At 73.6% G+C, this 22131-nt stretch carries 21 protein-coding genes and 2 pseudogenes; 11 read left to right on the top strand and 12 right to left on the bottom strand.

What is annotated here, in order from left to right; all coding sequences use genetic code 11:
- Positions 1-10: 10 nt before the first annotated feature.
- Positions 11-406 (bottom strand): TOBE domain-containing protein, encoded by a 396-nt coding sequence (locus ACO1BR_RS06815; RefSeq protein WP_426794098.1) that lies wholly within the window; start codon positions 404-406, stop codon positions 11-13.
- Between the two features lie 257 nt (positions 407-663).
- Here ACO1BR_RS06815 and ACO1BR_RS06810 point away from each other — a divergent pair, with 257 nt between their 5' ends.
- Entirely contained in the window at positions 664-1092 is a 429-nt protein-coding gene (locus ACO1BR_RS06810; protein ID WP_426794097.1) for a TOBE domain-containing protein, read from the top strand.
- Between the two features lie 42 nt (positions 1093-1134).
- On the opposite strand, the gene ACO1BR_RS06805 is transcribed toward ACO1BR_RS06810, so the two are convergent.
- The 3 genes from ACO1BR_RS06805 to ACO1BR_RS06795 form a co-directional block, all read right to left on the bottom strand.
- Entirely contained in the window at positions 1135-1653 is a 519-nt protein-coding gene (locus ACO1BR_RS06805) for a molybdopterin-dependent oxidoreductase (protein ID WP_426794096.1), read from the bottom strand.
- Between the two features lie 193 nt (positions 1654-1846).
- Positions 1847-4642, bottom strand: coding sequence for a molybdopterin-dependent oxidoreductase (locus ACO1BR_RS06800; RefSeq protein ID WP_426794095.1), 2796 nt, complete (start codon positions 4640-4642; stop codon positions 1847-1849).
- A complete protein-coding gene (locus ACO1BR_RS06795; RefSeq protein WP_426794094.1) occupies positions 4639-5481 on the bottom strand; it encodes an FAD binding domain-containing protein in 843 nt (280 codons plus the stop codon). The genes ACO1BR_RS06800 and ACO1BR_RS06795 overlap by 4 nt, the downstream gene beginning before the upstream one ends.
- A 205-nt stretch (positions 5482-5686) precedes the next feature.
- On the opposite strand from ACO1BR_RS06795, the gene ACO1BR_RS06790 reads away from it, so the two are divergent.
- Positions 5687-7207: a helix-turn-helix domain-containing protein gene (locus tag ACO1BR_RS06790; RefSeq protein ID WP_426794093.1), complete on the top strand. Its 1521-nt coding sequence runs from the start codon at positions 5687-5689 to the stop codon at positions 7205-7207.
- Positions 7208-7288: 81 nt separating this feature from the next.
- Here the strand turns inward: ACO1BR_RS06790 and ACO1BR_RS06785 are convergent, their stop codons facing one another.
- Complete coding sequence (locus ACO1BR_RS06785) at positions 7289-7696, bottom strand: TOBE domain-containing protein (RefSeq protein ID WP_426794092.1); 408 nt, start codon at positions 7694-7696, stop codon at positions 7289-7291.
- A 10-nt stretch (positions 7697-7706) separates the two neighbouring features.
- Positions 7707-8021, bottom strand: a pseudogene (locus ACO1BR_RS06780) (hypothetical protein); the annotation flags it as partial.
- A 90-nt stretch (positions 8022-8111) separates the two neighbouring features.
- On the opposite strand from ACO1BR_RS06780, the gene ACO1BR_RS06775 reads away from it, so the two are divergent.
- The 6 genes from ACO1BR_RS06775 (at position 8112) to ACO1BR_RS06750 (ending at position 12923) form a co-directional block, all read left to right on the top strand.
- A complete protein-coding gene (locus ACO1BR_RS06775) occupies positions 8112-8888 on the top strand; it encodes a GNAT family N-acetyltransferase (RefSeq protein WP_426794091.1) in 777 nt (258 codons plus the stop codon).
- 178 nt (positions 8889-9066) lie between these two features.
- On the top strand, positions 9067-9249 hold the full coding sequence (locus ACO1BR_RS06770; protein ID WP_426794090.1) for a hypothetical protein: 183 nt from the start codon (positions 9067-9069) through the stop codon (positions 9247-9249).
- 50 nt (positions 9250-9299) lie between these two features.
- Positions 9300-9962 carry a hypothetical protein gene (locus tag ACO1BR_RS06765; protein WP_426794266.1) on the top strand — a complete coding sequence of 221 codons (663 nt, stop codon included), beginning with the start codon at positions 9300-9302 and terminating at the stop codon, positions 9960-9962.
- Positions 9959-10942: a DUF6895 family protein gene (locus ACO1BR_RS06760; protein ID WP_426794089.1), complete on the top strand. Its 984-nt coding sequence runs from the start codon at positions 9959-9961 to the stop codon at positions 10940-10942. The genes ACO1BR_RS06765 and ACO1BR_RS06760 overlap by 4 nt, the downstream gene beginning before the upstream one ends.
- Complete coding sequence (locus ACO1BR_RS06755) at positions 10939-11883, top strand: DUF6895 family protein (protein WP_426794088.1); 945 nt, start codon at positions 10939-10941, stop codon at positions 11881-11883. Before ACO1BR_RS06760 ends, ACO1BR_RS06755 begins: the two co-directional genes overlap by 4 nt.
- Positions 11883-12923, top strand: a complete 1041-nt coding sequence (locus ACO1BR_RS06750) for a serine hydrolase domain-containing protein (protein ID WP_426794087.1) — start codon at positions 11883-11885, stop codon at positions 12921-12923. The genes ACO1BR_RS06755 and ACO1BR_RS06750 overlap by 1 nt, the downstream gene beginning before the upstream one ends.
- 46 nt (positions 12924-12969) lie before the next feature.
- Here the strand turns inward: ACO1BR_RS06750 and ACO1BR_RS06745 are convergent, their stop codons facing one another.
- From ACO1BR_RS06745 to ACO1BR_RS06735, 3 genes are all read right to left on the bottom strand, one after another.
- Entirely contained in the window at positions 12970-15009 is a 2040-nt protein-coding gene (locus ACO1BR_RS06745; RefSeq protein WP_426794086.1) for an ATP-binding protein, read from the bottom strand.
- A 55-nt stretch (positions 15010-15064) separates the two neighbouring features.
- A complete protein-coding gene (locus ACO1BR_RS06740) occupies positions 15065-16930 on the bottom strand; it encodes an alkyl/aryl-sulfatase (protein ID WP_426794085.1) in 1866 nt (621 codons plus the stop codon).
- Between the two features lie 108 nt (positions 16931-17038).
- Positions 17039-17872: a methyltransferase gene (locus tag ACO1BR_RS06735; RefSeq protein WP_426794084.1), complete on the bottom strand. Its 834-nt coding sequence runs from the start codon at positions 17870-17872 to the stop codon at positions 17039-17041.
- 349 nt (positions 17873-18221) lie between these two features.
- Here ACO1BR_RS06735 and ACO1BR_RS06730 point away from each other — a divergent pair, with 349 nt between their 5' ends.
- Complete coding sequence (locus ACO1BR_RS06730; RefSeq protein WP_426794083.1) at positions 18222-18371, top strand: hypothetical protein; 150 nt, start codon at positions 18222-18224, stop codon at positions 18369-18371.
- Between the two features lie 112 nt (positions 18372-18483).
- On the opposite strand, the gene ACO1BR_RS06725 is transcribed toward ACO1BR_RS06730, so the two are convergent.
- Positions 18484-18924, bottom strand: coding sequence for an SPW repeat protein (locus ACO1BR_RS06725; protein WP_426794082.1), 441 nt, complete (start codon positions 18922-18924; stop codon positions 18484-18486).
- Between the two features lie 179 nt (positions 18925-19103).
- A complete protein-coding gene (gene ribA / locus ACO1BR_RS06720) occupies positions 19104-19706 on the bottom strand; it encodes a GTP cyclohydrolase II (protein ID WP_426794265.1) in 603 nt (200 codons plus the stop codon).
- A 219-nt stretch (positions 19707-19925) separates the two neighbouring features.
- Between ribA and ACO1BR_RS06715 the strand changes: the two genes are divergently transcribed.
- On the top strand, positions 19926-20672 hold the full coding sequence (locus ACO1BR_RS06715) for a creatininase family protein (RefSeq protein ID WP_426794081.1): 747 nt from the start codon (positions 19926-19928) through the stop codon (positions 20670-20672).
- Entirely contained in the window at positions 20669-21511 is an 843-nt protein-coding gene (locus ACO1BR_RS06710; protein WP_426794080.1) for a RibD family protein, read from the top strand. The genes ACO1BR_RS06715 and ACO1BR_RS06710 overlap by 4 nt, the downstream gene beginning before the upstream one ends.
- Positions 21512-21637: 126 nt before the next feature.
- On the opposite strand, the pseudogene ACO1BR_RS06705 reads toward ACO1BR_RS06710, so the two are convergent.
- Positions 21638-22131, bottom strand: a pseudogene (locus tag ACO1BR_RS06705) (lysylphosphatidylglycerol synthase transmembrane domain-containing protein); the annotation flags it as partial.

Genomic DNA, 22131 nt, shown 5'->3' with positions numbered 1-22131 from the left:
GGGTGGCGGCTCAGGTGCGGTCGATGTGCACGCTGGTGGATTTCACCCGGGCGGTGGCCTGCATCCCCACCTCCAGGCCGAGCTCCTCCACCGCCTCGCGGGTCAGCAGGGACACCAGGCGGTGCGGACCGGCCTGGATCTCGACCTGGGCGGCGACGTCGCCGAGCTTGACGGCGGTGACGATGCCGGGGAAGGCGTTGCGCGCGGAGGTGTAGGAGGCGTCCTCCTCACCGCCCGCGGTCTGGCCGACCTCGATGGAGAAGGCGGCGAGATCCCGGCCGTCGATGAGGCGGCGACCGCTCTCGTCGCGGTGGGTGGCCACCTTCCCGGCGTCCGCCCAGCGGCGGGCGGTGTCCGGGCTGACGCCCAGCAGACGCGCCGCCTGGCCGATTGTGTAGGACTGCATGTGCCACAAGATATGAGATATTGGCTCGCATTTACAATTCTTAAGGCGAAGCTATATAGCAGATGCCACCCTTATTGGAGGATGGGCCAATGGCCCGCCGGGGCGGCCGGAGGTCCCGAATGCCGAGGGCCGTGAGCCCTATCGGTCCCTATAGCGAAGGCCGAATGCCAAAAGGAATCCATGCGACTGCCCGGCTAAAGTGGCGAAGAGACAGCGGGACATTTCCCGAAATTTCCCTTCGCGATGAGGCATTTCCCATGAGCCTGAGCATCCGTAACCAGATCCCCGGCACCGTCCTCTCCGTCACCCCCGGGGAAGTCATGGCGACCGTCAAAGTGCGTCTTGCGGGCGGCCAGGAAATCACCGCCGCCATCACACTGGAGGCGGTCAAGGACCTCGGCATCACGGCCGGTTCGGCGGTCCGCACCCTCATCAAATCCACCGAGGTCGCCCTGTCCACCGGCCCGGTCGTCGGGGTGAGCATCCGCAACCAGCTCCCGGGCACCGTCGTCGAGGTGGCCACCGGCGGCGCCATGGCCGGGGTCAAGGTCGCGGTCGCGGGCGGCGAGCTGACGGCGGCGATCACCAGGGACGCCGCCGAGGACCTGAAGCTGGCCGCCGGCGCCGAGGTCACCGCGCTGATCAAGTCCACCGAGATCGCGCTCGCCGCCGACGGCCGGGGCTGAGCCGCCGGGCGACCCCCAGGGCCTGTCCGACCGGGCCAGACCCTAAGCCCATGACAGCGGCTCCGGGGGCGCGGGGCAGGGCCCGCACCAGATGCCGGTGATCGCGCTGATGTAGCGCGCCCCGCAGCGGTCGGACGGCACCACCAGCTGGCTGCCCGCCGCGTCCAGCGGCCGGCCGTCCAGCGCCGTGGCCAGCAGGATCGGCGCGTCGCCGAAGTCGGCGTCGATCTCGGCCCAGGACAGCACCGTGTGGTGCCCGTCCCCGCCGGTGACGGTCAGCAGGTAGCGGGAGCGGTCCTTGCGGCGCCGGGCGTCGAAAGCCGGCCCCGCGTCGTCCATGACGTCCCGCAGCAGCGGCCCGTCGAAGGTGTGGTGCTGCGGCCCGTTCGTGGCGCAGTCGAAGACCACCGCGGCGTGCCGCTGCGGCCAGCGCTCCCGCAGGTCGGCGACGGTCAGGGCCAGCGGCCGGCGGAGCTGACCGCTGATCAGGAAGCTCCGGGGGGCGTCGGGGACGTGCAGGGGTGCGGCGGCGGGGCGGGGCGGCGGGCTGAGTCGGCTCATTCTGGTCCCCTTGAGACGGTCCGCGGGGTGGCTGCCTGCTGTGATGCCCCATCGTCCCGTGAATCAATCACATCTGCCATCCTCAGGTGTATGTTTCCCTTGCGTAAGTGAGAGGAAAGCGGACAAGAGGGCAGCATGTCGGAGGCCGCCCCCGGTACGGCCCCCGAGCACACCGCCCCCGGTCATCCGCCGCTCACACCGACCCCTCGCGCGAGGGGTGCTGCCGCGCCGGCCGGCCCTCTTCTCCGCCGGCGGCGCGGTGCTCCTCCAGGGCCAGCCACACCTTGTCGCGGAGGAAGGGCACCTCGGTGAAGCGCACTCCGGTGGCGTCCCGCAGCGCGTTGCCGAAGGCCGGAGCCACCGGGTTGAACGGGCTCTCGCTCATCGACTTGGCGCCCAGCGGGCCGATGGCGTCCGAGGTCTCCGTGAAGTGCACCTCGGTGCGCGGGACATCGGCGTAGGCGGGCAGCCGGTAGCGGCGGAAGGCGGGGGTGAGGACCTTGCCGCCGCCGTCGACCAGGACCTGTTCGAAGAGGGTCGCGCCGAGCGCCTGCGCCACACCGCCCTCGACCTGGCCGCGGCACTGCATCGGGTTCATGACCTTGCCGGCGTCGGCCGAGTGGACGCTGCGCAGGATCCTGATCTCACCAGTGCCGGGGTCCACGGCGATCCGGAACCACTGGGCGTTGAAGGCCACCGAGCGGGGTGAGCCGCCCCAGTGCCCGGCCGCCGCCAGCTCCACCTCCTTCTCCCGCGCGGCTTCGTGGAGTTCCTTGAGCGAGACCGGCCGCCCGTCGCACTCCACCGCGTCCGCCAGCAGCCGGCACAGGCTCCGCGGGGTCCTGGCATGCTCCGCGGCGAACGACAGGATCCGCTCCGCCAGCCCGTTGGCCGCCTTCATCACCGCCTTGCCGGCCACCACCGTGCCGGCCGAGCCGAAGGCGCCGGTGTCGTGGCGCACCACGTCGGTGTCGGACTGCCGGATGGCGATCCGGTCGACGGTGGTGCCCAGCGCACCGGCGGTGATCTGCTTGTGGACGGTGGTGGTGCCGTTGCCGAACTCCGCGGTGCCGACGGCGATGTCGTACGTGCCGTCCTCCAGGAGCGTCACGGTGGCGTCGGCGTAGTGGCCGCCGGGCGGTCCGGTGGCGATCATCGACATCGCGGTGCCCTGGCCGACCAGCCAGCCCTCGGGGGCGTCCTCGGCGCTGCGGTCGGTGGCGATGGCGTCACGGACGACCGTGAGGCACTGGTCGAGGCCGTAGCTGGCGATGTGCAGGTCCTCCTCCTCGCCGCCGGGGCTGATCATGTGCTCCCCGGGGCCGATGATGTTGCGCTCCCGGAAGACCAGCGGATCGATGCCCAGGCGCCGGGCCAGCTCGTCCATCGCCGACTCCACCGCGAAGGTGACCTGGCCCAGGCCGTAGCCGCGGAACGCGCCGGCCGGGACGCAATTGGTGTAGACGGAGAAGGCGTTGACCTTCTTGTGGGGCGCGCGGTAGACGGCCATCGACTCGCCGACGCTGTGGAACATCACCGCGGGGCCGTGGTTGCCGTAGGCGCCGGTGTTGGAGACCACCCGCAGCTGAAGGGCCGTCAGGGTGCCGTCCCGCTTCGCGCCGGCCTTGATGCCGATGGTGAACGGGTGCCGGGTGGTGGCGCCGAAGAACTGCTCGGCGCGGGTGAACTCCAGCTTCACCGGCCGGTGCAGCCGCATCGCGGCCAGCACGACGATGTCCTCGGTCAGCATCTCCTGCTTGCCGCCGAAGCCGCCGCCGACCCGGCCCGCGACCACCCGGACCTCGTCCTGCGGCAGGTCGTAGAGGGCGCACAGGGCGCGCCGGGTCAGGAACGGGACCTGGGTGCTGGAGCGGACCACGATCCGTTCGCCGTCGCCGTCCTCCTTCTCCTCGAAGTACGCGAGGGCGCCGTGGGTCTCCAGGCTGGCGTGCTGCACCCGCTGGGTGCGGAAGGTGTCCTCGTAGACGAGGTCGGCGTCCGCGAAGCCCTCCTCGACGCTGCCGACCTCGCCGTGCACCTCGCCGACGACGTTGTTCCCGGCGCGGGCGATCCGGGTCTCGGGGCCCTTGGGGTGGATCACCGGGGCGCCGGGGCGCATCGCCTCCTCCGGGTCGAGGACGTACGGCAGTTGCTCGTACGCGACGGCGATGCGGCGGCAGCCCTCCTCGGCGGCGCCCTCGCTGTCGGCGACCACGGCGGCCACCCGCTGCCCGACGAACCGGACCACGTCGTCCAGCACCCGGGTGTCGTCCGGGTCCTCGGTGGGGTGCTCGTGCCGGGCCGAGGAGAACAGCCGCTCGGGGGCGTCGTGGTGGGTCAGGACGAGGTGCACGCCGGGGACGCGCAGCGCGGCCGCGGTGTCGATGGAGACGATCCGGGCGTGCGGGTGCGGGGAGCGCAGCAGCTTCATGTGGAGCAGCCCCTCGACCTCGATGTCGAAGGTGTAGCGGGCGGTGCCGGTGACCACCTGCGGCCCGGCCGGGGCGCCCAGGTTGCGGCCGACCGACTGCCCGGGGCGGGGTTCCTCGACGTGCTTGGCGCCGCGGATGGCGTCCTCGATCGCGCGGTAGCCGGTGCAGCGGCAGAGGTTGCCCTTCAACGCCCGGGGGAGGTCGCCGAGTTGGTCCTCGGTCAGCTTCGCCGTCGTCATCAGGAAGCCGGCCGTGCAGAACCCGCACTGGAAGCCCTGGGCGTCGAGGAACCTTCGCTGTACGGAGTGGAGTTCGCCGTCCGGCTCGGCCAGGCCCTCGACGGTGGTGACCCGGCGGCCCTCGGCCCGTACCGCCGGGTAGAGGCAGCTGTGCACCGGCTCGCCGTCGACATGGACGGTGCAGGCCCCGCAGTCACCGGCGTCGCAGCCCTTCTTCACCCCGAACCAGCCGCGGTCGCGGAGGTAGGTGCGCAGGCACTGGCCGGGGCGGGGCTCGGCGTCGAAGGGCCGGTCGTTGACGTGGATGGCGAAGCTCATCGGACACCCTCCCTGGTGGGTTCCTGGCCGTGGGTGAGTTCGGAGCGGATCTCCTCGGCGAGCCGCAGCGCCATGTGCCGCCGCCAGACGGGCAGTCCGTGGATGTCGTCGAACCACTCGTCGTCGGCGACCGCCCGCTCCAGGGTGCCGCGCAGCGCGGCGGCGCCCGGCGGTGCCGGGAACCAGAGGCGGAACGGCCGTACGGTGGCGGCCGTGACGGTGACGGCCAGCGAGCCGTCCAGCGGGTCGTGGGCGCCGATGACCAGCGCGCCGGAGCGGCCGAGGCCGTAGAGGGAGACCTGGCGGAACGCCGTACGGCAGGTCAGCGCCCGCGCGGGCAGGGTGACCGAGCGGAGCAGCTCGCCGTCGCCGAGGTCCTTGCGGCCGGCGCCGGTGATGAAGTCGGCGACCTTGGTGCGGCGCAGCGAGCCGTCCTGGGCCTGGAGCAGGCAGCTGCCGTCGAGCGCGGCGGTCAGCGAGATCATCGGGCCGGCGGGCAGGCCGTTGCAGAGGTTGCCGCCGACGGTCGCCATGTTCCAGATCTTGAACGAGGCCAGGAAGGCGCGGCAGCACTGCTCGAAGAGGGGGGCCGCCGGGGCCCGGAAGGTGGCCGCGAAGCGGGAGAGCTGCGAGATGGTGCAGGTCGCGGCGATCTCCAGCGAGCCGTCCGGGAGCTGCCGGACCGGCTCCCAGCCCATCCGGCTCAGGTCCACCAGCCGCCGGATGTGCGGCTGCGGCTCGGAGAAGAGGTAGGTGCCGCCACCCAGCCAGGCGTCGCCGGTGCGCCATGGAGTGCGCTGCCGGGCATCGCGCACCTCCAGCACCGTGTTCAGATCCATGCCGCCGAGTGAAGCAACGCGGCGACGGTCCGCACGACTGGTCCGCAGCACGGAAAATGCACCAACGGCGCGGCCCGTACCTGGAGGATCAACCAAGAGGACTATGGGTCTATGAGGCTTGCATTTACGATGCCATCACGCACATTCACCTCGTGAATGTGAGATGCCGGGTTCCGCGCCCGGCAGCCGCACAAGGAGCCAGCACATGCACGTCCACGATCTCCTCCAGCTCGCATCGCTCGATCTGTCCCTCCTGTGGGGCGAGGGCCCGCTGCTCACCCGCGAGGTCGGCGGGGTCACCGCCACCGACCTGGAGGACCCGGCGCGCTTCCTCCAGCCGGGCGAGCTGGTGCTGAGCGGGCTGGTGTGGTGGACGCCCGGGGATGGCCGAGCCAAGGCGGACCGCTTCGTGTCGGCACTGGCCGCCGCCGGGGCAGCCGCACTGCTGGCCGGCGAGGAGACCCACGGCACGGTGCCCGAGGTCCTCGTCGAGTCCTGCCGCGAACACGGCGTCGCGCTGCTCGCGGTCCCCGCGCACACCACCTTCCGGGCCATCACCGAGGCGGTGTACCTGCGCCAGTGGGGAGACCTCAGCCGCCGCCCCACCGATCACTACGCCCTGCCGGAGAACGTCCGGACCGAACTGGCCGGGCTGCTCGCCGAGGACGCCGCCCCGGATGCCCTGCTGGACCGGGCGTTCGCGCATCTGGGCGGCCCGGCCTGCTACGTGCTGACCGCGACCGGCCGGGAGATCGCCCGCACCCCGGCGGCCTCGGCCCTGCCGGCCACCCGGGCGGCGCGGGACCTGACGGGGGCGTCCGGCACCAGCCTGCGGATCGACGGGGACGCCGGGCCGTACGACGGCTGGTTCCTGCATCTGCCCGGCGCGGCCGACGCGCCGCCGCGGGTACTGCACGAGATAGCCGAGGTCATCGCCCAGCACCGGCACCACGGCGCCCCGCGGCAGTTGGCCCGGCGGCGGGCGGCCGAGGAGCTGCTGGCGCTCGCCGACGCGGGCGCCGCCGACGGCGCGGCCCTCGAAACCGCCCTGCACGCCTGCGGGTTGCCCGCGACCGGACCGTACCGGGTGGTGGTCGCCGCGCTGGACGGCGACGAGCCCGGCCAGGCACTGAGCGCGCTGGCCGAGGCGCTGCGGCACTCCCCCGGCGAGCCGTTCGCGGCCGGCCGGCTGCCGGGCGGCGAGGCGGCCGCCATCGTCCGCGCCGGCACCGACGCCGATCTCCGCACCCCTCTCGCCGAGGTGTGGCCGGCGCTGCACGGCTGCCGTCCGCAGACGCCGCTGCACGCCGGGATCAGCGGTCCGGTGGCCACCGCCGAGGGCCTCGACTCCGCGCTGGACCAGGCGCGTTACGCCCTCGCGGCGGCCCGGTCGGCGGCGCCGGAGGCCGCCGGGGTGACCAGCGTCGACGACCTCACCACCCTGGGCGCACTGCTCGCCGGGGTGCCCGCCGAGGTTCGTAGGGCCTTCAGCAGCCGGGTCCTGGGCCCGCTGGCGCACGGCCGCAGCACCTCGCACCGGATGCAGCTGGAGACCCTGGAGGTGTTCCTCGCGCAGCACGGCTCATGGGCGCGTACCGCCGAGACGCTGCACCTGCACGTCAACACCGTCCACTACCGCATCCAGCGCATCGAGACGCTCACCGGCCGCGACCTGTCCCGGCTGGACCACAAGCTCGATCTGCATGCCGCGCTGCTGTGCCGCTAGGGTCTGTCCGATGGGTCAGGGTCGGGCCCGGCCACGGCTCATCGGACAGACCCGAGGAACCGACCCCGGTGGCACTCGGGCTCAACTGCGCTCGTCCGCCCGGTCGATGTGGACATTGGTCGACTTCACCCGGGCGGTGGCCTCCACCCCGACCTCGATGCCCAGCTCCTCGACGGCCTCCCGGCTGACCACCGAGACCACGCGGTGCGGCCCGGACTGGATCTCGACCTGGGCGATCACATCGTCGAGGGTGACCGCGGTGACGATCCCGGCGAACGCGTTCCGCACCGACGTACGGATCTCGCCGGGCACCGGATGCAGCCCCGCCGCCCGGTCCTTGGCGAACGCCGCCAGGCTCACCCCGTCGATCACGCGGTTGCCCGCGCCGTCCCGGTCCATCCGCAGCTGCCCGCCGTCGGCCCAGCGGCGGACGGACTCCGAACTCACACCCAGCAGCCGGGCTGCCTGACCAATGCTGTACGACGGCACCCCCGCACTCTAGACCCCCGGCCGCGACCACCGGTGCGCGCCCGAACCGGTCGGAGGCCCATCCGGACACCGGGCCGGCCACCAGGAAGCCCAGGGGCAGCGACATCAGGTAGATCCCGGCCCACAGCGGTGTCCGGGTGAAGCCGTAGCACCGGTCGAGCCGGGCCGGGGTGCGGATGCCGGTGTCCCGCAGCTTCGGATACGCCCGGACCGTGCCGAACAGCCCGAAGGGCACCGACACCAGGAAGACCAGCCGCCAGTCCGCCGGGCCGAGCGGCCCGCCCGGCACCAGCCCGATGAACGATCCGGCGATGCCCGCGACCTGGCCGGGGAGTTTTGGTCGCTTGACATCAATCAATTTAGGACGCCGCGACGGGGACGGCCAGGGCTGTGCGCCGTCTGCTGGAATGGGCCGATGGATCACGATGCGGTGCTCGCCCTGTTCGACCGGCAGCTGCGCCGGGAGGCGCCCGCCGACTCCCCCGGCGCCCGGGTGGAGCGGGACGGCCCAGTGGTGCGGCAGATCGGCGGGCCCGACGACTGGAACGGCGTCCTGTGGTCCGATCTCGACGCGTCCACCGCCGGCCCGGCCATCGCGGCGCAGGTCCGGTACTTCGCCGGCCTCGGACGCGACTGCGAGTGGAAGCTGTACTCCCATGACCGCCCCGCCGACCTCGGCGACCGGCTGCGGGCGGCCGGGTTCGTACCGGAGCCCGCGGAGGCGCTGATGGTGGCGCCGGTGCGCGACCTCGCCACGGATGCCGGTCCGCCACCCGGGGTACGGCTCGTGCCGGTGACCGGTCCGGCGGGGGTGGAGCTGGTGGTACGGGTCCACGAAGAGGTCTTCGGAAGGTCCGTCACACGAATGCGGCAGCGGCTGCTGGCCCGGCTCGCGCAGAATCCGGACTCCCTCGTCATGACGGTGGCGATGGCGGGCGGCACCCCGGTGTCCGCGGCCCGCATGGAGCTGGTGCCGGGGACGGACTTCGCGGGCCTGTGGGGCGGCGGCACGCTCCCCGCCTGGCGTGGACGGGGCGTCTACCGGGCACTTGTGGCCCGGCGCGCCGAAATCGCCGCCGCACGGGGAGTTCGCTACCTGCAGGTGGATGCCACCGATCAGAGCAGTCCGATTCTGCGCCGGCTGGGGTTCGCCGCGCTCGGCACGACCACGCCGTACGTCCGCGGGGCGTAGCGCCACGTCGGCCAACTCTCTTGATTCGTGGAGGAGTTGGGGAAGGGGGCGGCGCCCGGTCCGCCAACACCGCGACATCGGGGCTCCCCAGGACCATCCACTGATGGCATTAGTCCGGATTGCGGCGGTTTATAGCGGATGTAAGCCTGATACCCCATTCCTCGAAGGAGTTGATCGCATGGTTACGGATCGCACAGCGCCGATCGAAACCACCGCCCTGACCACCGAAGTCGAGGGGCTGCTGTCCCCCGAAGAGCCGGACGGTGTCTTCCGCGACACCCGCGAGTGCGGAGACGGGCTGCTGCTGGCCGCCCTGCTGCTGATCTCGCCCCCCACCCCTCGCCCGAAGACCCACCACTGAGGGGTAGTCCGTTGGCTGAACAGACGCAGGGAGCAGGCCCGCTCAGCGCTGTGATCGCCGATGCCGCAACCGGAGTCGCCCTCGCCCTCCAGGGCGGGGGCGACCCCTACGCACTGTCACGGATCCTGCGGCAGGGCGATCCGCTCGCACCGGCCGCGGTCCGGGTGCTGGGCGCCGACGCGCTCGCGCCGTACGCACTGGAGCACCGGGCGGTGGCCGGCGGCGCGGACGACGAGGCTGTGGTGCGGCAGACACTCGCGGCCTACCCTCCGGGGGCGGATGCCTCCGCGGTGTCGGCGTGGAGCTACCGGGGCCTGGTGGAGGCGTCGCACGCCTACCTCCCGGTCGGCAACCAACCCTGGCCGCGGCCCCCCGAGGCCGGGGCCGACTGGATCGGCATCGATCCCTGGCCCAAGCTGGCGCACCGGGTGTCCCAGCTCGCCGCCCTGGCGCTTCCCGGCCTCGCGGCGGACCTGGCGGACCAACTGGCGCCACGCACCGATGACCTGGCCCGCGGGTTCGTCCGGGCGGTACGCCGCAGGGACTGGTTCCAGGCGGCCGGGGTCGGCCGCTGGCTAGCCCGGCTCCCCGACGTACCGCCCACCCTGGGACTGGACGCCGGGCTGGCGTTCGTCCGGCAGATGGGCGGCGACGACCCCAGGGTCGCGCTGCATGTCGTGGCGGCCCGGCGGTTCCACGGGAGGGGTTGGTGACCGGCGGCCGGGCCGACCCCGGGCTGCTGGACCGGATGGTCCGGAACAGCCTGGGGTGGCTGGAGGAGATGCGGGAGTACTTTCGTCTGCCGCCGAACACGACGACGGACGCCGATCCCAACCTCACCCTCAAACCCCTCGGCGAGCTGGCCCAACTCACCCAGCTCATCGCGGGGTTGCATCCGCAGCCAGAGGTCCGCGCCGCGGCGGACCGGCTGTTCGCCTTCACCTGGCGGGAGACCCGCGAGGGGGAGCTGTTCGCCGAGCTGATCCGCGGTGAGCCGTTCGCCACCTATCCCGTGGAGCTCTACGGGGTGTTCGCGCAGTCCGGGCTGCGGCATCCGGCCGTCGAGGAGCTGGTGCCGACCACGACCGGACTGCGCGGCTGGCGGGTGGCGCGCGAACACCACACCCGTACGCTCGGCGTGCTCAACGCGGAGCGGCGGATCGGGCTGGCCCAACACGCCGACTTCGACGCGGAGTTCGCGCTGACCGGGCTGGGACTGCTGCCGGAGCCCTGGGCGCTGGACCTCAAGGCGGCGTACGGCGTGACGCATGACGTGTTCCATCTCACCGACTGGGGGCGGGACCGCCGGCGGCTCTCCCCCGAGACGGCCGACTACCTGCGGCTCTGGCTGCCCTCCTGGCTGGAGAACTGGCTGGAGGAGCAGCTGTGGGACCTCGTGGGCGAGTTGCTGGCCGTGGCGGCCTGCCTGCCCGAGGCACCGCACCATCCGGCAGCCTGGCAGCGGCTGGCCAGTGCGCAGACCGCCGACGGCAGTGTGCCCGAGACGGGCGCCGCGCCGCGCCCCGCCGACCGGGCCGAGGCGTTTCTGTCCTGCTACCACTCCACTCTGGTGACCGCGTTCGCCGGCACCCTCGCCCGTACCGCCTCGGACGGGGCCGAAGCCGGCCCGGTGCCTGGGGTCGCGGCGGCGGTGGCCGGGCGGACGCCCTGCGAAAGCGAGGCAGCGCTGTGACCGTGCCGGCTGCGTCCCTGGTGTCCCCGGCCTCCGCCGCACTGGTGCACGGTGTCGGCGACCGGGCCCTGGCCTGGATCGACGCGCACCGTGACCACTTCCGGCTGGCCCCCGAGGACCGCGCCACGGGCAGCGCGATGATCGAACGGCTCAAGCCCATCGGGGAGTTGGCCATCAACATGCAGGTGCTCTTCCGGGAGGGCGTGGCCGGATCCCGGCAGCGCACCCGGGCCGGGCAGCTGCTGGACTTCACCTGGCGGGAGCTGCTGGACGGCGGCAACGTGCTGGCCGCCCTTCAGCACGACGAACCGCACTCGCCGGTGCCACTGGAGGTCTACGCGCCCTTCCACGAACTGGGCCACCGCCACCCCGGCCTGGAGGCGGCCCTGGAGGTGTCCCGGCGGACCACCACCTGGACCGCGCTGGAGATGGCGCCCAACCGGCGGCTCGGAGTGCTCAACGCCGAGCGCAAACTGGGGCTCGCGCCCAGCGCCGACTTCGACCGGGCGCTGGAGCGCACCTGGCTGGGGCAGCTCCCCGAGCCCTGGACGGTGCGGCTGCACATCGCGTACGACATCACCCACACCGTCTTCCACCTCACCAACTGGGGCGAGGCGCCCGACCGGATCCCGCCGGCGATCGCCGACTACCTCACCCGGTACCTGCCCGCCTGGATGGCGGACTGGGCGGAGCTCGAACACTGGGACCTGCTCGGCGAGCTGCTGATCGTCGACGCCTGCCTACCGCGCCCCACACTGGACGCACAGCTGTGGCGGCGGTACGCCGCCGCCCAGTCCGCCAGCGGCGCGATGCCCGTCCAGCGCGCGATGCCGCAGGGCGATCCGGCGGAGGTCTTCGACCTGGTCCACCACCCCACCCTGGTCGCCGCGTTCGCCTCGGCGATGGCGACGTCCCGGGTGCTGTCCGCCGACGCCGGCTGATGCGGCCCGAAGGCGGCGGGACGGCGCTCGCGGACCGGCTTGCGGACGCGGTCACCGGGATCGACGCCCCGGACGTCGTACTGGGCGTCACCCGGCACGGCCGGCGCACCGTGGTCAGCGGCGGCACCGCGCTGGCACCGCCGACCCCACGCCATGGGCTGCGCTACGAACTCGGGTCGCTCTCCAAGACGTTCACCGTGCTGCTGCTCGCGGAAATGGCGGCGACCGGGGTACTCCGCCTGGACGACCCGCTCACCGCCCACCTGCCGCGGCTGCCGCTGCCGCACCCGCGGTCCCGACGGATCACCCTGCGGCATCTGGCCACCCACACCTCGGGGCTGCCGCGGATCCCCGCCGAGCTGTTGGCCGGCGCGGTGCTGCGCCCGTACGACAACGGCTACGCCCGCTACGACACCGAGCGGCTGCTGCGCACCTTCGCGCGCACCCGCCCGCGGCACCGGCCCGGGACCCGCTGGCACTACTCCAACTTCGGGCTGGCGCTGCTCGGCCCGGCGATGGGCGGTGCGGCGGGCGCCGACTACGCCACCCTGCTCGGCACCCGGATCCTGGGCCCGCTCGGGCTGACCGGCACCTCCCTGGCGCCCGGTGCGAGGGGCACCGACGCCATCGGCCACCGGACCAACGGGAGCACCCCGGTCCGCAGCGCCGAGATGGGCGCGTTCGCCGCCGCCGGCGCGGTCCGCGCCACCCCCGCCGACCTGCTGACCTACCTGGAGGCCCACCTCTCCCCCGACCGCTCCCCGCTGCCGCGGGCGCTGCGCGAGGTGCAGATCCCGCTGCTGCGGCGCGGCTGGCGGCACCGCAACACCCACACCCTGACGTGGTATCAGCACCCGGCGCGGCACGGGCCGCTGCTCTTCCACGTCGGGGCGACCTTCGGCCAGCAGGCGTTCCTCGGCTACCACCCGGCGACCGGGACCGGGCTGGTCGCGCTCGCCACCCGGCGCGGCCGTTCCTGCCGGCTGGTGACCACCGCCTACGAGCTGCTGTACGCGCTGGCCCGCGAACCGGGCGGCTGACGCCTGGGGTCACCGCCGGTCGACGCGCCCGCCGTGGCCGCGGCGGTCACAGCTCCCCGGCCACGATCCGGGCGACCAGCGCCTCGGGGCACTGCTCGGCGGCCCGGCGGAAGACCGCGGTGTACTCCTCGTCGCCGATCGCGGCGCGGGCCCGCTGCTCGCACTCCTCGCGGACCGCGCGCAACTCCGGTGTGCCGCGCTGCGGGTGGCCGACCGTGCGCCAGACGGCCTGGCCGGCGCCGTAGACGAGGGCGGCCGTCGCGCCGTCGCCCTGCGCGGCGACCGCGGCCGCCAGCAGGTCCAGGCCCAGCGCGATACCGAAGTTGTCGCCGATGTGCTGCTTGGCGGCGAGCATGGCCCGGGCGTGCCGCGCGGACTCCTCGGGCCGGCCCTGGTAGAGGGAGATCAGGGCGAGTTGGTAATCGGTGTACGAGCGGGACCAGTGTTCGCCGCGTACCTCGCAGCCGTGCCGCAGCGCGGTGGCCTCGGCACGGGCCTCGGCCAGCCGGCCCAGGGCGGTGAGCGCGAAGAGCCGTACGAGATGGCAGCGCAGCCGGGCGGCGGAGGCGAACGGGTCGTCCGGCGGCGGGCCGAGGACCTGTTCCGCCACGGTGTAGGCGGTCAGCGGGCGGCCGGCCATGAGGTGGGTGAGGCCGATGAGGTAGCCGGCGGCGAGCGTCGCGTCGGCACCGTCGGGGGCACCGTCCTCTCGTGCGGCGCGGGCGCACCGGCGGCCGAGCGTCTCGGCGGTGTCCAGGTCGCCCTGGAGGAGGACCGCGACGCCGAGCGCCCACAGCGCCCGGGTGCGGGCCGGGCTCGGGGCGTCATGGGCGGCCAGGGCGCGTTCCAAGTAGTCGCGGGCCTCGTGCAGATGGCCGCAGCAGCTCCAGAAGAAGCCGATGGCGGCGCCGAGTTCCTGGGCGCGTTCCGGCGCGGCGTGCAGCAGGTGGTCCAGCGCGGTGCACAAATCGACGTGCGCGTCGGCGATCCGGCCGTACCAGCCGACCTGCTGGGGGCCCAGCCAGCCGAGTTCGGCGCGGCGGCCGAAGCCGACGAAGTGCGCGGCGTGCCGGTCGGCGACGCCGGCCTCCTCGCCCAGTTCCGCCAGCCACATCCGGCCGTACTCGCGGAGCGTGTCGAGCATCCGGAAGCGCGTGCCCTCGCGGTGGATCACCGACTTGGTGGCGAGACCGGCCAGCGCGGCGCGCACGCCGTCGCCGGTGAGCGGGCCGCCCGCGCAGACGGCGCCCGCGGACTCGGCGTCGAAGGTGCCGCGGAAGACGGAGAGCCGGGCCCACAGCAGCCGCTCCAACGGCTCGCACAGCTCGTGGCTCCAGCCGATGGCGGTGCGCAGCGTGCGGTGCCGCGGGGTCCAGGCGGTCTCGGTGCCGTCCAGGGCGTCCAAGCCGGATCCGATGCGCTCGGCGACGCGGTCGAGCGGGCTGTGCGCCAGCTGGGCGCCGGCCAGCTCCAGGGCGAGCGGGATCCCTTCGAGGCGCCGGCAGATCTCCGCCGCGGCCCGGACGTTGGCCGGGTCGCCGAGCCGGAGGTGCGGGGCCGCGGCGCCGGCCCGTTCGGTGAAGAGCGCCAGCGCGTCGTTGTCCTCGGTGCAGGGCAGCGGGTCGATCTCGGTGATCCACTCGCCGACGACGTCCAGCGGCTGCCTGCTGGTGACCAGGACGGTCACCGCGGGGGCGGCGGTCAGCAGATCGCCGACCAGGTCGCGGCAGGCGGCGACGAGGTGTTCGCAGGAGTCCAGGACCAGCAGCAGCCGCTTGTCGGCGAGCCATTCGCAGAGCGCGGCCACCGGGGTCCGTGCCGAGTGGTCGGCCAGTCCGACGGCGTCGCAGACGGCGGCGACGAGCAGCTGCTCGCCGCGTAACGGCCAGAGCGGGGTCCACCGGACGCCGTCCGGGAAGCGGGGCGCCGCGGCGCGGGCGGCCCGCATCGCGATCCGGGTCTTGCCCACACCGCCGGGGCCGGTCAGGGTGATCAGCCGGTGCTGGGTCAACTCGCTGTACAGCTGCCGCAGTTCGGCTCGCCGGCCGACAAAGCTTGTCGACTCATCGGGAATGTCGCTGGTCACCGGCCCAGTTTGCCGCACACCGGAGGGAGCCCACAGCGCGCCGGACCCGGAGGGATCAGGGGGTGACGATGGGGAAGTCGGGGTCGGGGGTGCTGAGCAGGCCGAGGAGTTCGTGGAGGGCCGCCCCCGGCTCACCCTCGTGGGTGACGGCGGACGGGCCGCCGCCGGTGAGCAGGTCGCGGAGCTGGGTGGTGGTGAGGCTGAGGGTCAGATCCGGCTGCCGGTCGCCGGAGGCGGTGGGGCGGCCGGGGGTGCTGAGGTGGGTGAGGGCGCCGTGGGAGAGGGTGAGGTGCCAGGTGCGGTCCTCGTCGGCGAGGTAGAGGTCGATGGTGAGGTGGGCCGACCAGGCCCGGGGGCCGTCGATGCGGATGGCGAGCGAGTCGAGGAGCTGGTCGACGGTGCGGGCCCCGACGAGGTCGGGTCCGGCGGCCTCCGGGCCGGTCGCCGGCGGGGGTGCGCCGGCGGGACCGCCGCGCAGTTCCATGGCGCCGGTGAGGTAGTAGTTGCGCCAGGTGCCGTTCTCACAGCCGTATCCCAGCCGCTCGTAGACGGCGGCCAGTTCGCGGCGGGCGCGCAGGTTCTGCGGGGCGGCGAAGACGGCGTGGTCGAGGAGGGTGGCGGCGAACCGGAGGTCGCCGTCGGCGGCGTACCGCTTGCCCGCGTCCACGGTGGCCTCCACACCGCCCAGGATGTCCACGTAGCGCCGGGCCTGCTCGGCCGGCGGGTGCTCCCACAGGTGCGCGGGGTTGCCGTCGAACCAGCCGAGGTAGCGCTGGTAGATCGCCTTGACGTTGTGGCTGAGCGAGCCGTAGTAGCCGTGGTGCGCCCACAGCCGCTCCAGGCTCGGTGGCAGCCGCAGCTCCTCGGCGATCTCGGGGCCGGTGTGCCCTTCGTTGAGCAGCCGCAGCGTCTGGTCGTGCAGGTAGGCGTACAGGTCGCGCTGGTTGGCCAGCAGGCCGCGGATGCGGTCGTTGCCCCAGGTCGGCCAGTGGTGGGAGGCGAAGGCGACCTCGGTGTCGGCGCCGAAGAGGGCCAGGGCCTCGTTGAGGTAGTGGGACCAGCGCCGGGTGTCGCGGGCGACCGCACCGCGCAGGGTGAGCACGCTGTGCAGCGTGTGCAGGGCGTTCTCCGCGGTGCACAGCGCCTGGTGGGACGGGGAGGCGAAGTTCATCGACGCGGGGGCGTCGGTGCCCGGGGTGAGCTGGAAGACCAGGCGTACGCCGTCGACGATCTCCTCCTGGCCGGTGCGGGTGACGTCCACGGTCGGCGGGATGAAGGTGCGGGTGCCGGTGGAGGCGGTGGTGCCCAGACCGCAGCCGATCTGGCCGCCCGGCCCTTTCGGGAGCCGGGTGCCGTACATGTACGCGGCGCGCCGGGCCATCGCCGGTCCCGTGTAGAGCTGCTCGCCGACCACGTGCGCCCGGAACCCGGCGGGCGCGAGGACCGGTACGGGGTGGTGGCCGGGCGGCAGGACGCCGCGTCCGCCGCCGAAGTGGTCGGCGTGCGCGTGGGTGTAGATCAGGGCGGTGACCGGCCGGTCGCCGCGGTGCTTGCGGTAGAGCTCCAGCGCCGCGGCGGCGGTCTCGGCGGAGAGCAGCGGGTCGACGACGAGGACCCCGTGATCGCCTTCGATGAGCGTCATGTTGGACAGGTCCAGACCGCGCGCCTGATAGATGCCGTCGGTCACCTCGTACAGGCCCTGCCGGCTCACCAGCCTCCCCTGGCGCCACAGGCTCTCGTTCGCGGTCTCGGGGCAGTTCCCGGCCAGGAAGGCGTAGTCCTCGGCGTCCCAGACCACCCGCCCGTCCGCCGCGGTGATCCGGGGCGGTTCGAGCGAGGCGATGAAGCCGCGGTCGGCGTCGGCGAAGTCTTCGTGGTCATCGACGGGCACAACGTGCTCGTCCACAGGCACAGCGGTCACGGCGCGCCACCTCTCCCGGACAGCGGGCCATCACGGGCGCATGGCCCACACGTCCGATTTAACCGAAAATGCGCGGCCGCCGCACGTGTGGGCCACGCGGTCACGGCATCACACCGGCTCGGCCTCGATGACGGAGAAGCGGTTGGGCCGGGGCAGCGCGGTGATCGTCCGCACGGCGAAGCCCGCGCCGCGGCACAGCCGCTCGAAGTCGTCCCGGGTGCGCTCCCGGCCCCCGACGTTGACCAGCATGTTGAGGTCGCCGAGGTAGCTGATGCCGCCGCCGGACGGGTCGGCCGCCGCGGGCAGCACGGGCTCGACGATCAGCAGCCGGCCGCCGTCGGGGATCACCGCCCGGATGTGGCCGAGGATCTCCGCGCAGCGCGCGTCGCTCCAGTCGTGGATCACGCTCTTGAGCAGATACAGGTCGGCGCCCTCGGGGGCGGTGGCGAAGAAGTCCCCGGTCACCAGGGAGCAGCGGCCGTCCAGCCCCTCGCGGGCGAGCCGGGGGCCCGCCTCGGCCAGACCCGGCGCGCTGTCGAAGACGATGCCGTGCAGCGCCGGGTACGCCCGGAGGAGTGCGACTGTCAGGGTGCCGTCGCCACCGCCGATGTCGGCCACGGTCGTGAAGCGGTCGAAGGCGTACGCCGCGGGCAGCAGGGCGGCGGTGTGCGCGGTGCCCTGGCTCATCGCGGCGTTGAACTGGGCGGACAGCTCGGGCCGTTCGGCGAGGTGGCCGAAGAAGTCGGTGCCGTGGACGGTGTCGAAGGAGGGGGCGCCGGTGCGCACGCTGTCGTCCAGCCGCTCCCAGGCCCGCAGCATGGCGGGGTTCGGCGACATGGCGCCGTAGGCGATCCGGACGAGGGCCTCGCGGGCCTCGTCGGCGGGCTGGTGCCGCTGTGGCTCGTCGTGCGGCTGGTGCTGCGGCGGCGTCTCGTACGGCATGGCGCGTCACCTCTCTGGTGATGTCCGGACAACGGCGTTACGGGCGGGGCCGGGCAGGGCACAACAACGCCTGTGTGACGCTGCGCACCACGCAGGGGTCACCCGTGGTCAGGTAACCCTGATTCCGCTGGATCTTCGACGCAATGCCCCCACCCGACCGCCCGCACCCTGCCCGTACGGGCGACCGGCGGCCCCATCCGGAGAGGAGGGACGCTCCCTGTCCCCCGACGACGACCGCCAACTCCGCGACCTCGCGGAGACGTTCCGGACCGACGCCGCCCCCTGCCCGCACCCGGGCATACCGGCGACCGGCGCGGCACCGCCCGTCCGGCGCGGCGCGGTCTGGCTGATGCTGGGCACCGCGATCACCGTCCTGGTCGCCGGGGTCGCGCTGTCGCACGGTCTGATCCTGGCCGGCGGGCTGGTGCTGGCCGGGGTCGCCGGGCAGCTCGCCACGCCCGCCCCGCCCGCTGCCCCGGACCGCGATCACCGGCCGTAGCCGGCCCCGGACCGAGGGGCGCCCCCCACGCGTGCCCGGCCCGCTTGCCGTCGCTCTCGTGTCGTACGGCAGCGGGCCGGTGGTTTCCACACGCCCCCGTGGGGAGCGCGCATCAGGTGACGGCGCGGCTCCTCGATGCCACCGCGACGCACATCGCCCCCAGGAGGAACGTCAGGGCTCCGATGACGATGTTGTTCCAGATGACTCCCTTGTCCGGGCCCGTGCCGACGATCCAGGGCGACACGATCAGCCAGACGCCGATCGCGCACATCGCGCCGCTCAGGCCGTACATACGCTCCGGAGTGACGGTGAACCCGACCGCCAGCAGGGCGATCGCGATACCGATGATGAGGTTGTGGGTCATCAGCGCGGGTTGCGAGGCCGCGTAGTGCACGATCCACGGCGAAGCGGCGCAGTACAGACCGACCAGGAACACCGGTCCGTCGACCAGCACCACGTCACGCCCTTCGAGCACTCTCTCAGCTCGGGCCCTCATCTCAGAAGCGTCGGGGTGACCAGCGAGATCTCCCCTGGTGTGTGAGACGTCGGCCATACGACTCGCCTCCTTCGTCCACAAGTCAGGCCGCTCCGCGTGGCATCAGCCGCGCACCTTTATTCTGCGCTTATGTCGCCTTTATGTGTAGATGTTGAAGGAGAAGAATTTCGCGGAAGGGGGAGACCGGGACGGCCGGGCGGACCCCCGGCCGGCGCGTACGGCCGCGGCGGGGCCGGTCAGGACGGGCCCGGGGCGCCGTCCAGATGGGGAAGGTCGTGGTCCAGGCGCTCCCGCTTGGCACGCAGATACCGGATGTTCTCCGCACCGGGCGGCATCAGCAGCGGGACCCGCTCGGCGACATCGATGCCGTAGCGCTCCAGCGCCTCGCGCTTGCGCGGATTGTTCGACAACAGCCGTACGGACCGGACGCCGAGGTCCCGGAGGATACCGGCCGCGGCGCGATATTCCCGGGCGTCGACGGGCAGCCCGAGCGCGATGTTCGCCTCGACCGTGTCCAGTCCGTCGTCCTCCTGGAGTTTCATCGCCCGGAGCTTGGCCAGCAGCCCTATGCCCCGACCCTCGTGCCCCTGGACATAGACGACGACGCCGCGCCCCGCGTCCGCTATCGCCCGCAGGGCCGCGGTCAGTTGCTCACCGCATTCGCAGTGCGTGGAACCGAAGACATCGCCCGTCAGGCACTCCGAATGGATACGGGTCAGCGCCTTCTCCCCCGCCACGTCACCACGCACCAGGGCCACTTGCTCGATTCCGCTGCGGCGGTCGAGATAGCCGACGGCGCGGAACTCGCCGTGCGCGGTGGGAAGTCGGACGGCCACCATCCGCTGCACTCCCAGACCCGGCGCGGCAGCGGCGACGGTGGTGGAACCATCCCCCGCGACAGCGGCGTCGGCGTCGGGTCCGGCCTCGGCAGCGGTATCGGGGTCCGTCATGGCATGATCGTACCCGCGTTCGGAAACGAGCGGTACACGATCCAGCCTGCGACAATTCCCCTCAACTGGGCGCCACTGCCGCCGGGTTGACACCGATCGGAGCTGCCGATGACCGTTCCGGGCCACCGGAGTCCACCGCCCGGCCTGCTGCCCGCGGACACCACCGAGGACGTCCGCGCCGCACGGCCCCAGATGGCGCTGCTGCCCATCGGCAGCTTCGAACAGCACGGCGCGCACCTGCCGTTGACCACCGACACGGTCGTCGCCTGCGCCGTCTCCGCGGAAATCGCCGCGCGCCACCCCGTACTGCTGCTGCCGCCACTGACCGTCTCCTGTTCCCAGGAACACGCCGCCTGGCCGGGAACCGTCAGCATTTCCGCGCGGACCCTGCACGCCGTGGTGACGGACATCGCCGCCTCGCTCCGCCGGTCCGGCATCGGCACGCTGATCCTCGTCAACGGCCACGGCGGAAACCACGTGCTGCGCAACGTCGTTCAGGAATCCCACGAGAGCGGCGGGACGCGGATGGCGCTCTTTCCCGGATCGGCGGACTGGGCCGCGGCCCGCTCCCGGGCGGGCGTGCGGACGTCCGCGCACAGCGACATGCACGCGGGCGAGACCGAGACGTCGATTCTGCTGCACGCGCACCCCGAACTCGTCCGGCCCGGCTACGCCTCGGCCGACCACCTCGCCGACGACCGGCCGCATCTGCTCACCCTGGGCATGGCGGCCTACACGGAATCCGGCGTGATCGGGCGCCCGTCCCTGGCCTCCGCCGAGAAGGGCGCACAGCTGCTGGCGGGGCTGGCCGAGGCGTTCGGCGCGTACGCCGAACTGCTGGGCGGCGGGCGATGACCGGTGCGCCCGACGCGGCACCCGAGGCAGTCGACCCGGCGGCGGCTTGGGAGCGGCTGCTCCGCGTCCGTACGCCGGACGAGGCGGCGGCGGCCGGGCTGAAACCGGACGGCGCCGGCGGGGCGCGCTGGGCGGGGGCCGCCGCGCCCGGGGCGGCCTGGCTCGCGGAGCGCTATCTGCCGCTGTGCCTGGCCGGCCCCCGGGTGGCGTTCGGGCAGCTCGGGCAGAGCCTGGACGGCTTCATCGCGACCCGCACCGGCGACGCCGACTACGTCACCGGCGAGGAGGACCGCCGGCATCTGCACCGGCTGCGCGCCCTGGCGGACGCGGTGCTGGTCGGCGCCGGCACCGCGGTGGCGGACGACCCCCGGCTGACCGTACGGGCGTGCGCCGGCCGCGATCCGGTCCGGGTGGTCCTCGATCCGCGGGGCCGGGTGCCCCGGCAGCGGCAGGTGTTCACCGACGGCGCGGCGCCGACGCTGTGGGTGGTGGGACCGGACGCGGCCACGGAGGGCCTCGGGGACGGCGTCGAGGTGCTGGCGCTGCCGGACGCCGTGGCGTTCGCTCCGCAGCGGCTGCTGGCGGCGCTGGCGGCCCGCGGGCTGGGCCGGGTGCTGGTCGAGGGCGGCGGGGTGACCGTCTCGCGGTTCCTGCAGGCGCGGGCGCTGGACCGGCTGTATGTGACCGTCGCGCCGGTGCTGCTCGGCGACGGGGTCCCCGGCCTGCGGTTTCCCGGTACGCCGGTGATGCGGGACGCGCTGCGCCCGCCGCTGCGGCGGGCCCTGCTCGGCGAGGACACGCTCTTCGAGCTGGATCTGCGGGCGGCGGCCGGAGCGTAGCGGCTGTCCCGCGGGGCGGGGCGGAAGGGCCGCGGCGGACGGTGCGGTGCGGCTCGGCTTCCGGCGGCCGTCCCAAGAGCCGAGGCGAAGCGCGGCGCAAGGCGCCCGAGCGGCTCGACGGCGGAGCTATCGGGACGGATCGGCAACGCCGCCGGGTGCCGTGCCAGGCTCCGCGGACCCGGCCCCGGCCCGCCGGACGGCCCCTCGCCGCGCGGCCCAACGGGCGACCAGCACCCCGGCGCCGGGCAGGCTCGCGGCGAAGGCGAGCACGCCGTAGACCACGGCGGTGGTGAGGCCCAGTGCCGCGCCCAGCCCGGCGGCGCCGAACGCCCAGGCCGCGACGCCTTCCCGCGGCCCCCAGCCGCCGACGTTCAGCGGCAGCGCCATCGCCAGCAGCGCCAGGACGACCAGCGGCACCAGTTCCGCCGTCGGCGCGCGCGCCCCGGCGACCCGGGCGGCCAGCAGGAACATCCCGAGATATCCGGCCAGTACGACGGCCGAGCCGACCGCGACACCCGGCCAGACGGCCCGGCCGAGCAGCGCCTGCCGCGCCTCGGTCAGCGCGGCCCGGACGGCACCCCCGCCCCGGCCACCGCCCCCGCTGGTCCGCCGCCGGCGGC

This window comes from Streptomyces sp. YGL11-2 (assembly GCF_050054615.1).
In the GTDB taxonomy this organism is placed as follows: Bacteria; Actinomycetota; Actinomycetes; order Streptomycetales; family Streptomycetaceae; genus Streptomyces.
The sequence above is the reverse complement of the archived record's forward strand: the minus strand, read 5'-3'. Positions and strand labels throughout refer to the sequence as shown.

Bases quoted from the DNA above. Each gene is read 5' to 3' on its own strand.
- ACO1BR_RS06810 (WP_426794097.1), top strand. From the start codon at position 664: ATGAGCCTGAGCATCCGTAACCAGATCCCCGGCACCGTCCTCTCCGTC.
- ACO1BR_RS06775 (WP_426794091.1), top strand. From the start codon at position 8,112: ATGGATCACGATGCGGTGCTCGCCCTGTTCGACCGGCAGCTGCGCCGG.
- ACO1BR_RS06735 (WP_426794084.1), bottom strand. From the start codon at position 17,872: ATGCCGTACGAGACGCCGCCGCAGCACCAGCCGCACGACGAGCCACAG.
- ACO1BR_RS06710 (WP_426794080.1), top strand. From the start codon at position 20,669: ATGACCGGTGCGCCCGACGCGGCACCCGAGGCAGTCGACCCGGCGGCG.
- ACO1BR_RS06790 (WP_426794093.1), top strand. From the start codon at position 5,687: ATGCACGTCCACGATCTCCTCCAGCTCGCATCGCTCGATCTGTCCCTC.
- ACO1BR_RS06715 (WP_426794081.1), top strand. From the start codon at position 19,926: ATGACCGTTCCGGGCCACCGGAGTCCACCGCCCGGCCTGCTGCCCGCG.
- ACO1BR_RS06800 (WP_426794095.1), bottom strand. From the start codon at position 4,642: ATGAGCTTCGCCATCCACGTCAACGACCGGCCCTTCGACGCCGAGCCC.
- ACO1BR_RS06750 (WP_426794087.1), top strand. From the start codon at position 11,883: ATGCGGCCCGAAGGCGGCGGGACGGCGCTCGCGGACCGGCTTGCGGAC.
- ACO1BR_RS06730 (WP_426794083.1), top strand. From the start codon at position 18,222: ATGCTGGGCACCGCGATCACCGTCCTGGTCGCCGGGGTCGCGCTGTCG.
- ACO1BR_RS06815 (WP_426794098.1), bottom strand. From the start codon at position 406: ATGCAGTCCTACACAATCGGCCAGGCGGCGCGTCTGCTGGGCGTCAGC.
- ACO1BR_RS06795 (WP_426794094.1), bottom strand. From the start codon at position 5,481: ATGGATCTGAACACGGTGCTGGAGGTGCGCGATGCCCGGCAGCGCACT.
- ACO1BR_RS06725 (WP_426794082.1), bottom strand. From the start codon at position 18,924: ATGGCCGACGTCTCACACACCAGGGGAGATCTCGCTGGTCACCCCGAC.
- ACO1BR_RS06770 (WP_426794090.1), top strand. From the start codon at position 9,067: ATGGTTACGGATCGCACAGCGCCGATCGAAACCACCGCCCTGACCACC.
- ACO1BR_RS06805 (WP_426794096.1), bottom strand. From the start codon at position 1,653: ATGAGCCGACTCAGCCCGCCGCCCCGCCCCGCCGCCGCACCCCTGCAC.
- ribA (WP_426794265.1), bottom strand. From the start codon at position 19,706: ATGGTGGCCGTCCGACTTCCCACCGCGCACGGCGAGTTCCGCGCCGTC.